General features: G+C 40.2%; 11 protein-coding genes. 8 read left to right on the plus strand and 3 right to left on the minus strand.

The features are described 5' to 3' along the window. The first annotated feature begins 66 nt into the window (after nt 1-66). Entirely contained in the window at nt 67-678 is a 612-nt protein-coding gene (locus tag AAH582_RS04780) for a hypothetical protein (RefSeq protein WP_343321334.1), read from the plus strand. 48 nt (nt 679-726) lie between these two features. On the opposite strand, the gene AAH582_RS04785 is transcribed toward AAH582_RS04780, so the two are convergent. The 3 genes from AAH582_RS04785 to AAH582_RS04795 form a co-directional block, all read right to left on the minus strand. After that, a complete protein-coding gene (locus AAH582_RS04785) occupies nt 727-3,414 on the minus strand; it encodes a carboxypeptidase-like regulatory domain-containing protein (RefSeq protein ID WP_343321335.1) in 2,688 nt (895 codons plus the stop codon). Between the two features lie 291 nt (nt 3,415-3,705). Beyond that, entirely contained in the window at nt 3,706-5,238 is a 1,533-nt protein-coding gene (locus AAH582_RS04790; protein WP_343321336.1) for a sulfatase family protein, read from the minus strand. A gap of 337 nt (nt 5,239-5,575) precedes the next feature. After that, nucleotides 5,576-6,304 (minus strand): FadR/GntR family transcriptional regulator, encoded by a 729-nt coding sequence (locus AAH582_RS04795; RefSeq protein ID WP_046674026.1) that lies wholly within the window; start codon nt 6,302-6,304, stop codon nt 5,576-5,578. Nucleotides 6,305-6,452: 148 nt separating this feature from the next. Here AAH582_RS04795 and AAH582_RS04800 point away from each other — a divergent pair, with 148 nt between their 5' ends. From AAH582_RS04800 to AAH582_RS04830, 7 genes are all read left to right on the plus strand, one after another. Further along, nucleotides 6,453-9,740 carry a SusC/RagA family TonB-linked outer membrane protein gene (locus AAH582_RS04800; protein ID WP_343321337.1) on the plus strand — a complete coding sequence of 1,096 codons (3,288 nt, stop codon included), beginning with the start codon at nt 6,453-6,455 and terminating at the stop codon, nt 9,738-9,740. 9 nt (nt 9,741-9,749) lie between these two features. After that, nucleotides 9,750-11,315, plus strand: a complete 1,566-nt coding sequence (locus AAH582_RS04805; RefSeq protein WP_343321338.1) for a RagB/SusD family nutrient uptake outer membrane protein — start codon at nt 9,750-9,752, stop codon at nt 11,313-11,315. Between the two features lie 74 nt (nt 11,316-11,389). After that, the gene (locus AAH582_RS04810) at nt 11,390-12,310 is read left to right on the plus strand and encodes a dihydrodipicolinate synthase family protein (RefSeq protein ID WP_046673939.1); all 921 of its coding nucleotides are present in this window, start codon (nt 11,390-11,392) and stop codon (nt 12,308-12,310) included. 88 nt (nt 12,311-12,398) lie between these two features. Continuing rightward, nucleotides 12,399-13,538: a hypothetical protein gene (locus AAH582_RS04815; protein WP_343321339.1), complete on the plus strand. Its 1,140-nt coding sequence runs from the start codon at nt 12,399-12,401 to the stop codon at nt 13,536-13,538. A 51-nt stretch (nt 13,539-13,589) separates the two neighbouring features. Then, complete coding sequence (locus AAH582_RS04820; RefSeq protein ID WP_343321340.1) at nt 13,590-14,825, plus strand: MFS transporter; 1,236 nt, start codon at nt 13,590-13,592, stop codon at nt 14,823-14,825. Between the two features lie 28 nt (nt 14,826-14,853). Further along, a complete protein-coding gene (locus AAH582_RS04825) occupies nt 14,854-16,965 on the plus strand; it encodes a GDSL-type esterase/lipase family protein (protein WP_343321341.1) in 2,112 nt (703 codons plus the stop codon). Between the two features lie 32 nt (nt 16,966-16,997). Then, nucleotides 16,998-18,215: an AGE family epimerase/isomerase gene (locus tag AAH582_RS04830; protein ID WP_343321342.1), complete on the plus strand. Its 1,218-nt coding sequence runs from the start codon at nt 16,998-17,000 to the stop codon at nt 18,213-18,215. The last annotated feature ends 1 nt before the right edge of the window (nt 18,216 follow it).

Genomic DNA, 18,216 nt, shown 5'->3' on the forward strand with positions numbered 1-18,216 from the left:
GTATTCTTGAATAGGAAAGGGCAATATTCTTGTTCAGCGATTCCATGTAATAAAACGTATAACGCAATGATTATTTTTGGTACAAGAACAAAGGTATTAGCTAACAGATCGCAATCGGCGATTGGCAACTGTGCATATTGTGGTACTGCTCAGTCTCTTTTTGCATACAGACAAGTGAAGTACATTCATATTTTTTGGATACCCCTATTTCCATATGCCTCGGAGATTATTACCATGTGTACCCATTGCAAAAAGCTAAGTTATCAACGTGAAATCGACCCACAAACACTTCAGTCCATATCATCGGGAACTATCCGTAAAACACCTATTGGATATTTTGCGGGCTTAGTTCTGATTGGACTTTTTGTATCCGCTATTGTTATAGCAGGAATTTCCGGTGCAAAAAAGAAGGAAAAATACCTGAAAGATCCAAAGGTTGGCGATGTGTATGAGATTTCCTATACAAAAGATGGAAAAACCATGCGTACCCTTTATCGCATCGCCAATTTAACGACGGACTCTGTTACCTTTGACCTAAACGATTATGAAGCGGATAGCCGAAAGGGCCTGCGCAAATTGCGCGAGCAACATGCAGATAGCTATTCTGAAAAGCAACGTTTATCACGAGCTGAACTTGAAGAAATGAAAAGTAAGATATCGAATATTGAAAGATTGTAATGATTATTTTTATCGTTGTTATGAACAAGCTTCAGCTCTTTACCTGATCTATTTCTTTGTTTTGACAATATTAAACTTGTGAATATAACCTACCATAAAATATTGTTTTAATGTTAGTGAATTTCCAAAATACGTCCTGTTGCCCTGACTGCCCCAATAATTTTGGGTATTCTGATTCAATATGTCAAAGCCAGTCAATTTTAGCTGTGAATTGTTTTTCAATGTGTAATAGACTGAAGCATTTAAGATATGGTAGTTTTTTCTTCCACTCAATCCGCTGGCCCGGTTATGTAGCGAGTAGGTAGATTCCAATGAAAACCCGTGGATCGGATTAATATTCAATCCTGCGCCAATTTTATGTGTAGAATAGGTTGATTCAATAAAGTCGGGGTTATCTTTTACCGAATTTATGTTTTTGTTCCAAGAATAAGTGTACTGTGGTGATATCGTCACCATGTTTTTCCACGTCGCGGAAAATCGTTGGCTGGCATTAATCCCTATATTGGTCCCTTTATTATCAACATCATTGATGGAACTATAATTTTCATAGGTGTAGATATTGTTGTTTTGCGATAGATAGAATGACCAATTTTTATTAGCTTTTAGGTTGTATCTCAGGTAAGTATAGGCACTATAGTTATATTTTGAGCCAGCGAGAAACATCTGGGTGGTCATTTGTCCTGTATTGTTGTTTCGCCAGCTACGGCTCCCGATGCTGTTATTGACATAATTGATATTCCCATTGACATTAAACTGCAATTTCGAGGTATACTTATAGTAGGATATACTAACATTCTGTTTTTCGATATTGTTGAATATAAAAGATGTCTTTCGCGTATACAATGGATTTAGATCCATGACGAGCTGTTGAATTCCGTAGAGTTCGGGAGACTCGAGATCTTTGTACCAGCCGAGGTTTAGATCTTTATAACGGATGTTAATATTGGGAAGCCAGTAGCCTAAAGATGATTTCTCGACCGAATTGATTTTAAGTAAATCAAAATGATTTGCCTTTACTTGATAGGCTGTTCCAAACTTTACATTGAAATCTTTGGTTGGTCTCCAGTAAAATATAATCCCCGTAATATAATCCTGGTATTTGTAACGGTAACTATTTTCATAGGGAGCAGCATGTACTTCTCCCGTACTGTCACGGTTGATGTACACACTCTCCTGTGGTCCCTGCCGGTTGGTGACATAGGTTAAATAATAATCAAAGTTGAGTTTTTTAATAGTTTTATTGTAATAGGCAGCACTAAAATAGAGATTGTTGGAATTATTTTGTGTTAGGTTTTTATGCCATAGACTAGTTTGAGGATTCGCTGTATCGTATATATTGGTAAGCTGGAAAGAGCTGTCGGTCTTTTCATTGGTATTGATGGAAACCGTATTTCTAAATGATACAATATGATTTTTATGGAGTTGCTTTTCGATATAGAAACCATGTGAATAGTTCAGGGTATTTTCATTATCCCCCCCTGTACCTGTTGCGTCATTTAGTTTTTTGAGATCCGTATAGGAGCGGTTCATTCCGAAGGTTGAACTGTTTTTTGCATTGATACCCAAACTCGGTGTAAATTCAAAGTAGGCTGTGGTGTCCATGCGATGACGCAGCAGGGTTTTGATATTATGCCCAACAGATCTCTCCTGTCGTTGGTAATTGGATTCTGAATATTGTTTTTCCTGGTCGAATAAAGAGATTTGATTGCCTGTATTCTGATTTTCGGCTTTATTATATTTCAGCATATACATGATATTCAACTTGGTTTTCTTTCCCCAGTCATTGTTGAGGTTAAATCCTAAGCCAATATCGTTGGCTTTACCTGAATAGTTTCTACCTCCAAAATTATCAAAACCATAATTTTCGGAACGACCAAGCCCAGCTTCTTGGTTCAATTCATTGTAGTCAAAACTTTGGCGGTTAATGTTATTTCCAAAACCGATTAAACTCAGCTGGAGTGTATCCTTAAATGTATTGAATAAACCGCCCGCCTCATATCTACTCCGGTTGCCGACACTGCCATAGAGCTTACCGAAGCTAGCTCTGAGGAAATCTTTCTTAAATTTTAAATTAATCGTGATCGGCAGCTTATCTTCGTCCTCATTATCCTTTTTTGTTTCACCCTTATCGCGGTACACCTGTACAGTTTTAATAAGGGAAGCGTCCAGATTCCGTGTAGCAATGCGCAGATCGCTCGAAAAGAAATCCTTATCATTTACTTTTACTTTTGAAACTTCTTTCCCTTGATAGTAAATCGAACCATCCATATTAACTTGTAGACCAGGTAGTTCTTTGAGTAATTCCTCTACGTTGGCGTTGGGACGAGTTTTGAAGAAGTTTGTGTTATATTCTAAGGTATCTTTATTCATCCGTACGGGGGGAACAATATTGACGACTACTTCATCGAGACTTTTGGAATCGAGCTTTAATTGAGCGAAATCATAATTTTCTCCATTGGGAATATTGAATTCTTGACGAAATGGGTTTGCATTAACATGTGAAATAAAAAGTGTTAATGCGGTCCCTGTGGGAATTTTAACAAATTCAAACTTACCTTTTGTATCAGTAAGGAGATAGGAAACCACGGAAGAGTCTTTTGAATTGAGAATCGTTACAGTTGCTTTTTCTAATGGTTCCGCATTTTGAGCAAATACCGTCCCGAGAACTTTTCCCTTCGACTGGCCTATAGCTATAGTTGCGGTGAGTAATAAAATTAAAATAAAGTAAATTTTCATAAAATTTAAGTACGTATATCTTGGCTATATTGTATTAAAATGATTAAATGTAAAATCATTTTAATACAATATTAAAGAAATGAATTTTATACTATAAATGAAAATTTATTTAAAAAACAATCGATTGCGGATTTTATTTGTTACAATATTTTTTGCATTATTTGTCTGAAGGGCAATCTTTTTGCGATAATCTTATTGTGTTCACGATATAGCTAGCATTTTGATCAGCAATTTGAAAAAGGGTATAGCATTAAAAAGAGGGTATCCAGTAGATCGGATACCCTCATGACATTATTGGTCGATGTTGATTTTGTAAATAGCTTCTGCTTCTTTATCATCAAATTGGCGCATTTGCGTGATAAGTTTCTTTTTCATCCGTTTGACGACGCTTTGATAGGCTGGATCCTTGTAGACATTATGAAGTTCATTGGAGTCCTTTTGAAGGTCAAAGAGCTCCCAGTTTTCAATCCTTTTATAGTAGCGAATCAATTTATAACGGTCGTCACGAACACCAAAATGAGGGCTCACGGCGTGTTCGCCATTTTCAAAATAATGATAGAACAGCTCTTTTCGATGTTCCTCGCTGTTATTTTTCAGGACATGCACAAAAGATTCACCCTGCATGTCCTTCGGTTTTTTGATAGCAGCTAATTCCAATAACGTGGGAGCGATATCAGCGTTGACAATTTTAGCATTTATGGTTGAGTTTGGATGTAATAGAGCCGGGTACCGCATGACCATTGGTGTACGAAAGGATTCCTCATACATCCAACGTTTGTCGAACCAGCCATGTTCACCCATGTAAAAACCTTGGTCTGAAAGATAGATCACAATTGTATTTTCAGCGAGGGATTTTCGATCTAAAAAATCCAATACTTTCCCGATGTTGCGGTCCATGGATTGGGCAGTATTGAGATAATCAATCATATATCGTCTAAATTTCCATTCGGCGAGCTGTTTTCCTGTCAAATTATTTTGTTTCAATTGCTCATAAATAGGACGATAATAGGCGATATAGCTGTCTTTTTGAGCTTGGTTCATCCGCTTGAAATTACCGTCGGCCATCATGTCTTCCAGCGAATTGAACATTTTGAGATCGTAGCCCATTTTCATATCCTTGTCAATAGACATTTCTTGCAATGCCGCAGCAGTTCTACTTTGATAATTGTCGTAAAAAGTAGTTGGCAAGGTAAATTTTACAGAATCATAGCTGCCAAAGTCCTTTGGATCCGGCATCCAAGTACGGTGTGTAGCTTTGTGACCGATGACTAAACAAAAGGGCTTATTCGCATCTACCGTATCTAGCCAATCGATCGCTTTTTCGGTTACGATATCGGATACATACCCTTCGTTGCGTTTGCGCCCCTCTTTGCTGATAAAATCTGGATTAAAATAAGTTCCCTGACCAACAAGAATATCATAATAGTTGAAACCTTGAAGCTTGTCTCCTAAGTGAATTTTACCCACCCAAGCGGTATTGTAACCTATATTTTGGAGCTGTTTGACAAAAAGATCCTGACTAAAGTCAAACTCAGAGGTCTCATTATCTTTGAATCCATTTTTATGGCTGTACTTGCCCGTCAATAATGTAGCCCGGGATGGTCCGCAGATGGAATTGTTTACAAACGCATTTTTAAATAGAGCACCCTGAGCAGCAATGCGATCTATCTGTGGTGTTTTTCCGTATTTCGAACCATAGGCGCCTATTGCCTGATAGGCATGATCATCGGAAATAATGATAATGATATTGGGCTTTTTTTGTGCAAATGTATTTTTATGCAGAAATGTTGCGAGTACAGCAAATAAAAAGATCCTGATTCTCATGGTGTTTTCGGTTTAAATTGAATGTATCAAGTTTTTTAACCTATGCTATTTGAAAAATAGTATAGACTTAGCAAAGATTATAATGCTGACTAAGATAATGATTAATATGTATTACATAAAATAGTAAATGATTGAATTTACTTTTTTATATCATACCGCTATGTATTTTTGATGTGGATTAAAATGACAATAAGGAGAGGTAATCTATTTTTATACTATAATTATGGAATTTAAGGCAACAATTAAGTGTATACTCTTGGTAGCTTTAGTAGGTGCTTAAAGCCCAATCATATAATCGGGCTTTCTATAGTAAAGTGAATCAATCCTGTTAAACAGATTATCCAATAGATTTCTTATATAAAAAGAGTCGCTGATAATGATTATCAAGATGCTTGCGCATGGCATTTCGAAAAACTTCAGCATTACCCACCTTTAAGATATCGACTAGGCCTCGGTGTGAGATAAAGCTTTTCGATGGGCTGGGACTGGTCAGTAAGCCACTGCTGTGTACATACTGAAAAACAGGTAATAGCATGTTCTGAAAGTCTTTGAGAATCGTATTTCCAGTTATTTCGTAAAGCTTACCATGGAAGGCAATTTCAGTTTCAATGTCGAAAATAGTATTATCTGCATCTATAGGTTCTTTTGCAACAATCGCTTCCAATTCCTCAATGTCCTTTTCTTGTATATGTTCAAAGAGAATATCCGCCATACCCACCTCCAGCACCATACGCATTTCAAAAAGATCCTGTAAGGTCTTGTTTTCCATGATGGTCGGATAAAGCGATTTGCGTAGGGGCTTTATAAGATCTGGACTCGTTAAAACAGCTCCGCGATGTTTTTTGGACTCGATCAATCCGACCATACGCAACCGCAACATGGCCTCGCGAACAACCGTACGACTTACACCAAGGGTTTCTGCCAGTTCAATTTCCTTAGGTAAAGCATCTCCAACCTTTAAGCCTTGATTGACAAAAAGATTGATGATTTCTTTTTCTGCACGATCTACAAGTGAAGAAGTATCAATTGTGTTCAGATGTTCTATGAGCGAAGAATTCGGTTCCATATATATTACATAATAGCGCATTAGGCGCGTTAAGGCAAAGATAATTAATAAAAGCGATTAATATGTTATACATAATTTAATTAAAATTTGTTTTTTACATTTTGTAATTTATATATTTGCATATATGTAATACTTAATACAAACCAATATGTATTCAAACCTAAAATTGCGAACCCTTCTCAGCCTGTCTATTTTGATGGGCAACATGCTCCTAGCGCAAGCACAAAACCATGCCGTGCGGGGAAAAATTACCGATGCAAAGACAGGGGAATTGCTTGGCAATGTGACTGTAAAAGTCAAAGGATCCAGCCAATCTTTGCAGACAAACGCTGATGGAACGTTCTCGATCAGTACGAATCCCAATACGGTATTAATCATCACGTCTACGGGGTATAGACCGTATGAAGTAAAAGTTGGACAATTAAATCAATTGGATATCAAACTCGAGTCCAAGGTTGAGCAAATGGATGAAGTTGTGGTGGTGGGATATGGAAAAATGAAGAAGTCGAATTTAACGGGGTCTGTAAGCAGCTTGGATAAAAAAGTGCTTGAAACTGGAGTTCGTTCGAACCCAGCTTCTGCTTTGGCGGGTACGATACCGGGTATTCGAGTGCAGCAAACTTCAGGAAGACCGGGAGCGGTACCCACGGTTGTGCTTCGAGGCGGGACTACGTATGGCGGCGGTGGCACACCATTGGTTATTGTTGACGGCTTGATTAGAAATGGATTTAATGACATTAATCAAAATGACATTGAATCGATCGATGTCTTAAAAGATGCTTCTGCTACAGCAATTTATGGTGCTAGGGCTGCAAACGGTGTGATATTGATAACCACAAAAAGGGGAAAAGAAGGTGTTTCCAATATTACATTGTCGTCTAAAGTTGGTGTCAATAAATTGAACAACCCTTTTGATTTCCTAAGTGCCAAAGATTACTTAAACTGGAGTAGAAAAGGTGTTCAGGTATCGGGGCAATATCAACCGTCTCAGTTGAATCAATTAACAAGTGTGGGGCCCTTTGGTACAGGAAATAAATATAAGGATGATAAGGGAAATATCCTAGATGGTAATCTTACCAGCAATGCCGTGTGGAGTACCATGTTGCTCGATGATACCAATCGTGAATTGTTGCAACAGGGATGGCAGACCATGATTGATCCTGTAACTGGAAAAGAACTAATTTTTAAGGATTTTGACTATGCTAAATATGCACTTCGTGATGCTAGTTTGACGCAAGATTATAATATCGCTTTACAAGGTGGGAACGATAAAGGTAAATATTATGGAAGCGTGGGGAAGTATAACGAGAAAGGGATGCCAATCAATACTTTTTATGATCGTACAACTTTTGTGTTAAATGGCGAATATAAAGTTAAACCTTGGCTACATTCATTGTCAGGGGTGAATTTCGCGTATACGAAATGGCGTGACGCTATTAACGGAGAAGCAAACTATATGACGCGGGCACTGGGAGCCCCTCCAACAATGCGTGGTACAAATGCCAATGGAGATCTGCTCGTTGGTCGTGATTATCAAGATGGGAACCCTCTGGTAAATGATGATAAGTTCATACGTAAAAATCTAAATCAGAAGCTTACGCTTACCCAAGCTTTTACAATTAATTTTTTGGAGAATCTTAGCTTACGCGTCAGTGGTAACTGGTTTTTTAACCAGTCTACTTCCGAGTCCTTTAATAAGGATTATATAGCCAGCCCAGGAAATTATGTTCGCACAAGAAATTCCTCGGCTTCCTATGATAAAATATATAATCAAACCTATAACGCAGTTTTAAATTACAGAACTGAAATCGCGAGTTCGCATCATATTGACGCGATGTTGGGGTCGGAATTTTTCGATACGTATAACAATGGATTTACAGCTGCGGGAAGTGGAGCTCCAACAGACGACTTTATGGATCTTGGATTAACGAGTCCAGAGGCCAATAAAAGAAGTATCGATTCATACCATGATCGACAACGTATCATGTCCTATTTTGGACGCGTAAACTATGACTATAAAGAAAAATACCTTTTGACATTGACTGCACGTAGAGATGGTTATTCGACATTGCTAAATAATCGATGGGGAACCTTTCCTGGAGTTTCAGTCGGTTGGGCTCTACACCGTGAAGATTTCCTGAAGGATTATTTAGGCACTGATAAAGTCGTAAATACGTTAAAATTACGCGCTAGTTATGGAGGGAATGGGAATGTCAGTGGAATCGGATCCTATACACTTCAAGGTTCATATGGCACAAACAAGTATGATGGGCAGGTGGGGTACACCATGTCTACGCTTTCAATTCCAAACCTCAAATGGGAGAGTTTGATTACAAAAGAAGTCGGACTTGAATCCAGAATCTTAAATAAGATTGATTTGAGTCTTGCCTATTATCATCGGACGACTAAAGATAAGATTGCAAGTTTATCATTACCAGCTTCAGCCGGGTTTACTACAATTACGACCAACAATGGCGATATGCAGAATCAGGGAGTCGAAATTGGGGTGAATTATCAAATGCTGAGAAGGAAAGATTGGGATCTAAGCTTTAATTGGAATACGGCGTATAATAAGAACAAGATCTTAAAATTGCCTTTTAATGGCGTTGAAAATAACAGACAAGGCGGTTTACAGGTTTATGATCCAAAATCCAAAGAACTCATTTGGGTAGGGGGCAATCAGGAGGGGCAAGACCCGAACGTTGCTTATGCCTATGAAGCCATCGGGATCATTCGGACAAAAGAACAGTTGGATAGCTACGCCTTGCAATTGAAAGATCTGATCGGTGCGCGTACATTGGTACATCCGGATGTCTATAATGCATTGTCCAGCAGTGAGAAGAATTTATACTACCCATTAGCTTTAGGCGATGTTATGTGGAAGGATGTAAACGGAGATGGTATAATCAATTCTTATGATAGGGTGTATATGGGAAATACAGTACCGAGATGGACGGGTGGATTTGGTGCAGCTTTACGCTGGAAGAATATTAGCTTGAGTACCCGTTTTGATTACGCATTGGGCTATGTTGCTTATGACGGACCGAGAGCCTGGTTTCTTGGAATGATGCAGGGAACATTCAATACGACAACAAGTGTATTTGATACATGGACACCTGAAAATCCAAATGCAAAATATCCGACTTATTATTGGGCAGATCAATTATTTAAAAATAATACGAGTCGGGAAAGTAGCATGTTTTATAATAAAGGAAATTATCTGGCTTTTAGAGAGATTAATGTCGCTTATCGATTGCCTAAATCCATTGCTAACCGATTAAAAATGGAAGATTTAAGCATCTCCGCCACAGGCCAAAATTTACACTATTGGTCAAAAAATACATTGTTCTCCCCTGAAAGTGGAAGTGTAGGACAAAATGGAGGCGGATACCCTCTTCCTAAAACATTTATACTTGGGCTTCAATTAACATTTTAATTCCAAATTATGAAAAAGATATTTATATATATAGGTCTTGTAGTTTTTCTGTTTTCTTCTTGTAAAGAAATTGACTTGGACCTTAGTCCCGAGGATTACTTTGCCAGCGGGAGTTTCTGGAAAAGCAACGAGCAGGTCGCTGGAGCTATGTTGGGACTTCATACTCAGTTGCGTGGACAACAGCAAAACTTATGGAATTTGGGTGAACTGCGTGGGGGAACCTTACGAGATGGTACCAGTTTTACAGGAACAGCATCATTGAACTCAGCAGGTATAATTACACAGGATATTCGTGAAAGCTCTCCTGGCATATCGGGCTGGGCTGGACTGTACGCGCCAATTTTTCAGGTAAATAATTTTATTTATCAGGTTGAGAAAGCCGATTATTTGACAGATGTGCAAAAGGGCTACTATTTGGGGCAAGCCTACGGACTGCGTGCTTTTTATTATTTCTATTTGTTTAGAACTTATGGTCGGGTGCCTTTGGTGACAGAACCACAAGCAGCAATTAATACCCCGACCTCGGCAGAAGAAGCATATAAGGCGCGAACAGAAACGGAGAAAGAAACCTTAGACTTTATCAAATCGGAAGTTGATAAATCGGAAAAATCGTTTTCAGGAAACTACGAGACTAAAAATCAAAAAGCACAATGGTCTTTGGCGGCAACAAAAATGTTAAAAACGGAGGTATATTTATGGTCGGCCAAAGTTGATGTGGATGGAAAGGCCCCAGAGAATAGTCTTGCGGAATTAAAACTTGCAAAAGCCGCTATAGAAGAAGTAATTCCTAAATATACGCTTGTCAGCAATTTTGCAGAGGCCTTTAAATCTGCCAGTGTACCAGCGATGAAAGGTAATGCTGAAATGATCTTTGTACTTCGTTACCTAAATGGAGAAGCGACTTCATTTTTCAGTAATTTCATTTATGCGGCAAGTGATGATATTACAGGCTATGTAGATGATAATGGGCAGGCAATTCCAAAAGATCCTCTTCAGACTGGATCCACGGGTTTGATCCGTTACGAGTATAAAATGGACCTCTATAGATTATATGAAAAGGCTGATACGAGGGCAAATGCAACATTCCTTAATTTTAATAAAGGAAATACATCTGCCATAGTATTTAGAAAATTCTTGGGAACTTTGATAGACGGCGTTCGTAACTATTCTGATGATTATCCTGTTTATCGTCTATCGGAAGCCTATTTATTGTTGGCGGAAATTAAGAATAAATTGGGAGAGGATCCAACTGCTGAAATCATGGCTGTACGTAATCGTGCCTACGCTGGAAAAGCACCTTTGTTTATAAATAGCAGTTTTGAGGCAAACGAATTAGCGATCTTCTATGAACGTACAAAGGAATTTGTGTCCGAGGGCAAGCGATGGTTCGATTTGCGACGCATGCAGGATTCTGCTGGAAAACCATTGGTGTTTCGTAAAGATTTGAACTTAGTCGGCGTATTGAACAATATTGATGGTCAGAAACACAAAATCTTATGGCCAATAGACTTGGGGACACTTACTGTAGATCCCAAATTAAATGATCAGCAAAATCCAGGTTATAAGGGAACCTAAAAACGAATAGCCTGTCTTAATCCCACGCGAAGGTCTGAGACAGGATATTGTTAACTTTTTATATAAAATACCATATGCTAAATCAAAAAATCTCAGGATTAATTGCAGCGCCATTTACTCCTTTCGATGAAAACGGAGAATTGAATCTTGAGCTGATTCCGCAATACTATGCGATGTTAAAGCGCAACCGCGTCACGGGTGCCTTTATTTGTGGCTCTACCGGAGAAGGGGTGTCGTTGACTTTTGAGGAAAAAGTTGCAGTGATGACGGCTTGGGCCAGATTGACAAAAGAGGATGATGCATTTACACTCATGATGCTTCTGGGGGGAACAAATATCAAAGAATGCCAACAATTGGCCGGGCTGGCCGAGCAAGCAGGGGTCGATGTCGTGTCATTTACTGCGCCATCTTATTTCAAACCTGCTAATGTGGATCAATTGGCAAAATGTTGTGTTGAAATTGCACGAGCGGCACCGAATACGGCTTTCTATTATTATCATATTCCTGTATTGACCGGCGGAAATTTCCAGATGATCGACCTGTTGAAGCAGATTGATGGGGTGATACCCAATTTTAAGGGAATCAAATATACACACGAAGATTTTATGGATTTTCTAAGCTGTATGAATTACGCAGATCGCAAGTATGATATGTTATGGGGAAGAGATGAGAATATGCTGTCCGCCTTAGTATTAGGTAACAAAGGAGCTGTCGGAAGTACCTATAACTACGCCGCACCTTTATACCTTGATCTTATGGAGGCTTATGATAAGGGAGAGCTTGACAAAGCGAATGCTTTGCAGCAGCAATCTATCGATATGATCACATTGTTAGGGAAGTACGGTGGTATTTCAGTAGGGAAAGCGTATATGAAATTAATTGGGCTTGACTGCGGAGCTTTTAGACTGCCCGTGAAAAATATGTCTGTTGAGCAGTTTGAACTGTTTACGGAAGATGCGGTAAAAGTTGGCTTTCAGGGTTTTTGCGCACATTAAGTCAGCTCACTTGTTCTTGTGGGCTAACGTGTTTCCCTCAGGAGATAACTAAGAATAGCTTGGCGTGTATGTTCAACAATAAAAAGATATGACAAAACAACATTGGATGGGAGTTATCGTGGGAATACTGTTTACAGGTGCTGTTGATGCGCAAGTTGGTCAATTGGAATGGCATAAAGGCATTACGCTGCCGGCTATGCAAGATGGAAAGACGCATATTGGTCTGGCAGGACCAATAGCTGGTGTTACGGGCAATTGTCTCCTGATTGCCGGTGGAGCGAATTTCCCACATTTACCACCTTGGGAAGGTGGTGCGAAAGAGATCCAAAAAGAAGTATTTATTTACAGAAAAGAAGGGGTAAGACTACGCTTAGCAGCGCAGGATAGTCTTTCTATGGCGGTTGCATACGCTGCCAGCCTGAGTCTACCCGATGGATTGCTGGTTATCGGTGGAGAGACTCCTGAAGGAAAAACAGCTGCTTGTAGACTAATTAAATATGATGGCTCTAACAAGAAAATTTCGCTGTCAGACTTTCCGGATCTCCCATTTCCGCTTGCCAATATGGGAGCGGTAGTTCATGGGAATAAACTCGTCATCGTCGGTGGTGAAAAGCAGGATACGGTATCGGACCAAGTGTTGCAATTGGATCTGGCGCATCTTGAAAAAGGATGGGGCTGTGTGGGGAAATTACCCTATGCCGTCTCCCATGTACAATTGTTGTCTGATAACCAAAATAATCTTTATCTACTGGGTGGAAGAAAGGGGAATTCGCAGGGTCCTTCAACGTTATACCATGAACTATGGTGCTCTACCGATGATGGTCGTACCTGGTCTAAACAGGCGGACATTCCTTTTCCTGCTGCGGCAGGAACCGCATGTTTATTACCCGACCAAGGAATATGGTTGCTGAGCGCAGATCGGGGTGATACCTTCCATCGGGTGGAATCGTTGATCTTTGACGCTAAAAAGGAAGTGAATCCATCGAAGAGACAGCAACTTATTGATGCTAAAAACAAATTGCAAATCAATCATCCTGGTTTCGGTAGAGCAATATGGCGCTATGATTTGAATCTTAAAAAATGGAGCCGGATGGCGGATCTGCCATCGGATGGGGCGGTGACCACGACAGCGGTGGTCTGGGACGACATGATCATTTTGCCTAGCGGCGAAATTAAGGCAGGCGTTCGTACTCCTGAGATTTTAGTAGCAACATTTTCTAATAAATAGGATTGAAAAAATAAGATATAAAAAATTCATATAACCCTGATAAAGCTTAAGATGATCTCTTCTTTACGACATAAATCTTTTTACCCGTGGCTCGTTGTAGCACTCCTTTGGGGGGTCGCTCTGCTGAATTATATGGACCGGCAGATGCTATCAACTATGCGCGAAGCCATGCAGGTCGATATTCCACAATTGCAGCGTGCTGAGACTTTTGGTGTATTGATGGCCGTGTTTCTTTACATCTATGGTCTTATGAGTCCGATAGCGGGTATCGTTGCCGATCGTAGCAATAGAAAATGGCTGATCGTAGGTAGTCTTTTTGTTTGGTCAGCGGTAACTTATGGTATGGGGATGGCGCACGATTACACAACACTATTGGTACTAAGGGCTATTATGGGGTTTAGTGAAGCGCTGTATATCCCGACAGCCCTTTCCTTGATTGCCGATTACCATACTGGAAAAAATCGATCGCTGGCCATTGGGCTACATATGACAGGACTCTATACGGGGCAGGCTTTGGGCGGTTTTGGTGCAACATTGGCCGCTTCAAAAGGATGGCATACCGCTTTTCATTGGTTTGGAATTATCGGAATATGTTATGCCCTCCTACTTGCAGTCTTGCTCCTGGAGAAGAAACACGAACCGTCAACTGATGAGCGTACTTCAGAAGATCAATTACCCCTCTCTAAAAGCTTACTGCTGCTATTTTCCAATGTAGCATTCTGGATTCTATTGTTTTATTTCGCCGCTCCAAGCTTACCTGGCTGGGCTATCAAAAATTGGCTGCCAACATTGTTTGCAGATAGCCTAAATATTCCAATGGCCAGTGCAGGTCCATTGTCCACAATCACAATTGCGATCTCATCCTTTATCGGGGTTATCGTCGGCGGAATACTCAGTGACCGATGGGTGCAAAAGCATATCCGAGGTCGCATCTATACCAGTGCCATTGGCCTTGGACTGACTATACCGGCTTTATTGTTTTTAGGGTTAGGTCAGACCCTACCTGCAGTTGTGGGGGCGGCAGTCTGTTTTGGAATTGGCTTTGGTATTTTCGATGCCAACAATATGCCTATTCTTTGTCAGGTTGTTCCCAAAAATTTGCGGGCAACCGCTTATGGCTTTATGAATATGGTAGGTGTATTTGCTGGAGCTGTCATCACACAATGGCTGGGAAGATTTAAGGATGAAGGCCATTTTGGCTTAGGCTTTGCATTATTGGGGGCTGCGGTACTGTTAGCACTGCTCTTGCAAATCGTATTTCTTAAACCGAAAACACTGGAAAAGTAACCGCAGCTATCTCTTGAATGAATAGATCATGAATATGAAACCCTTCATCGACATAATGCTTATCAGTATTTCAAAAAAAGGAGGCCTACTTTTTTGTTTGATCCTTTCCATCTTAATTTCCTTGGGACAGCCCCGGACAAAGGTAGCTTGTATTGGTAACTCCGTAACCTTTGGTTATGGCCTCGGCAATCCTAGGCTGGATTCTTATCCAGGGCAGCTTCAGTCATTGTTGGGTCAGCGGTTTGAAGTACGTAATTTTGGCCATTCAGGAGCCACTCTTTTACGTAAGGGGCATAGACCTTATTTTAAAACAGAGGAATACAAGAAGGCCTTGGATTTTAAACCCGATGTTGCCATTATACATTTGGGACTCAATGATACCGATCCGAGAAACTGGCCAAATTATAAATACTCCTTTGCATCAGATTACGCGGATTTGATTGATTCCATACGATCCGTTAATCCCAAAATGCAAATTTACATCTGTCGATTGACGCCTATTTTTAGCGGTCATCCGCGTTTTCTCTCAGGAACCCGCGATTGGTACAACCAGATTCAGGAATTGATTCCTCAGATTGCTCAAAACAATCAAGTCGGACTGATTGATCTCAACACCCCGCTTCGGTATCGAATAGATCTTTTCGACGACTACTTGCACCCAAATAAGCAAGGAGCAACAATGATTGCGAGACAGGTGGCTAATGCACTGGTACCTCTTAGCCAAAAACTACAAGTGGCCGAAACCATCGGTTCGGATATGGTGCTCCAGCGTAATTGGGAGAATAGCATCTTTGGTAAGGGTACTGCTGCCGCTGAGATCAACATCGTTTTCAATAAGAAAAGCTATAAGACTAAAGTCAATCCTGATGGTTCCTGGGAAATCAAGTTACCCAAAATGGAAGCTGGGGGACCTTATGAAATCGCAGTGAGTTCTGGCAGACAGAAAGTAATGTTGAAAAATATTCTTTTTGGTGATGTATATCTCGCTTCGGGACAATCGAATATGGCTTTTCAACTTCGCCGTGCCACAAACAGTGATTCGTTGATCAGAAATGCCGGCAGAATACAGCATCTGCGGCTTTTTAAATGTCAAAATCTTGTGGAGACCAATGCCGTTGCATGGGATACCGCGAGCTTTAAAAAAGTAAACGATTTGGCCTATTTCAACGGCAGCTGGAGGCAAGCGAATGAAGATGAAGCAGCACAGTTCTCCGCAGTAGCTTATGCTTTTGCTGAACAAATAGCCAGAGAACAACATATTCCGATTGGCATTATTGATCTGTCTGTCGGTGGATCCAATACCGAATCGTGGATTGACCGTAAATCATTGGAAAACGATGATTTGCTGGCTTCTTATATTCATAACTGGCAAAAATCTGATTTTGTGCAGGAGTTCTGTCGGGAACGTGCGGGTCAGAATCTCGCTGGTTCGAACGTTAAAAATCAACGTCATCCGTATCAACCAGCTTACAATTTTGAAGCTGGCGTCAGCAAATGGTTAAACACCGGGTTGAAAGGAATACTGTGGTATCAAGGTGAAAGCAATGCGCATAATATAGAACTTTACGAACGTCTTTTTAAAACATTGGTTTCTTCCTGGCGGAAGAATTTTCACCAAGAACTGCCCTTTTTCTTCGCGCAGCTCTCCAGTATAGACAGGCCTTCATGGGGAGATTTTAGAAACGCACAACGCTTATTGGAGAAGGGTATTAAAGGTACATACATGGCCGTAACGCTCGATGTAGGTGATTCTTTGGATGTACATCCCCGTGAAAAGATTACAGTAGGCCAGCGCTTGGCAAATTTAGTGCAGAAACACTTGTATAACGTTGAACTGAATGCTGATCATCCTGATCCGGTCAGTTGTACACTTCATGAGGATAAGCTGGTATTGATATTTGATCATTGTAAAAAATTAAAAACTCAGGAAAATACAGCGGTAAGAGGGTTTCAGCTGATGGACAATAAAGGAAGGATTTTCAATGTAAGCACAAATATCGTATCGGATAATACCATCGAGATCGTTAAACCGAATTTCCAAATCACCAAAATCCTGTATGGATTCGAACCATTCAGTAGAGCAAATCTTCAAAATGAAATTGGAACACCGGTATCCACTTTCGCTTTGACGATTCAATAAATAGAAATGAATTGATGTAAGTAGTAAAACACATGAAACAGATAAGTATAAAAGATACCGCAAAAATAATAGACAGGGATTACTTGAAGGATTTGGAAGTATTCTATCGTGATCAGCTTTTAAAAGACACTGTACCATTTTGGTTTCCACGGTCTATTGACCATGAATATGGCGGATATTTGTTCATGCGCGATCAGGATGGGACTTTGATAGATACCGATAAAGCCGTATGGATACAGGGAAGGGCATGCTGGTTGCTGGCCACACTTTACAATACGGTTGAACAAAAAGAGGAATGGCTGGAAGGAGCCCGAATCGGCTATGAATTTTTGAAAGAGCATTGTTTTGACGCTAATGGAAAAATGTATTTTCATGTTGACCGCCTAGGCGATCCTATTCGTATGCGTCGCTATTTCTTTTCGGAGACTTTCGCGGCAATCGCCTTTGCAGCCTATGCAAAAGCGACTGGAGACGAGGAGATAGCAGATGAAGCACGACATCTGCTGGGAATTTGCCTCGCGTATGCAAATGGAGAAAAATTGATCGAACCAAAGTATGAAGCCACAAGGCCAATGAAGGGAATAGGTGTGCCGATGATTATGATCAATACGGCACAGCAGATTCGTGAGACCATTGGGGATCCGCGTTGTGATCGTGTCATCAGTGATTGTATCGCACAGATTGAACGTGATTTTGTTAAGGACGATATTCGCTGCGTGATGGAACAAGTAGGACCTGAAGGTGAAATTGTCGATCATATTGACGGTCGTACACTCAATCCCGGACATGCTATCGAAGGAGCTTGGTTTATCCTACATGAAGCTAGATCCCGAGGAAACGATCCGCATTTGATTGATCTAGGCTGTCGTATGTTGGATTATATGTGGGAACGGGGCTGGGATAAAGAATATGGTGGTATACTCTATTTTCGAGATGTCTATGGAAAGCCAGTACAAGAATATTGGCAAGATATGAAATTTTGGTGGCCGCAGAATGAAACGATTATCGCAACATTACTCGCTTACCTGATGACTGGGAATGAGAAATATAAAAATTGGCATCAGCAGATCAATCAGTATGCCTATGATCATTTTCACGATAAAATCAATGGTGAGTGGTATGGTTACCTCCATCGTGATGGGAAGATTGCCCAAACCGCAAAAGGGAATTTGTTTAAAGGTCCTTTCCATCTCCCTCGCCAAGAATGGTATTGTATGCAAATTTTAAAGGAATTTAATTCCCTTAAGTAGA

Source organism: Sphingobacterium multivorum, assembly GCF_039511225.1.
In the GTDB taxonomy this organism is placed as follows: domain Bacteria; phylum Bacteroidota; class Bacteroidia; order Sphingobacteriales; family Sphingobacteriaceae; genus Sphingobacterium.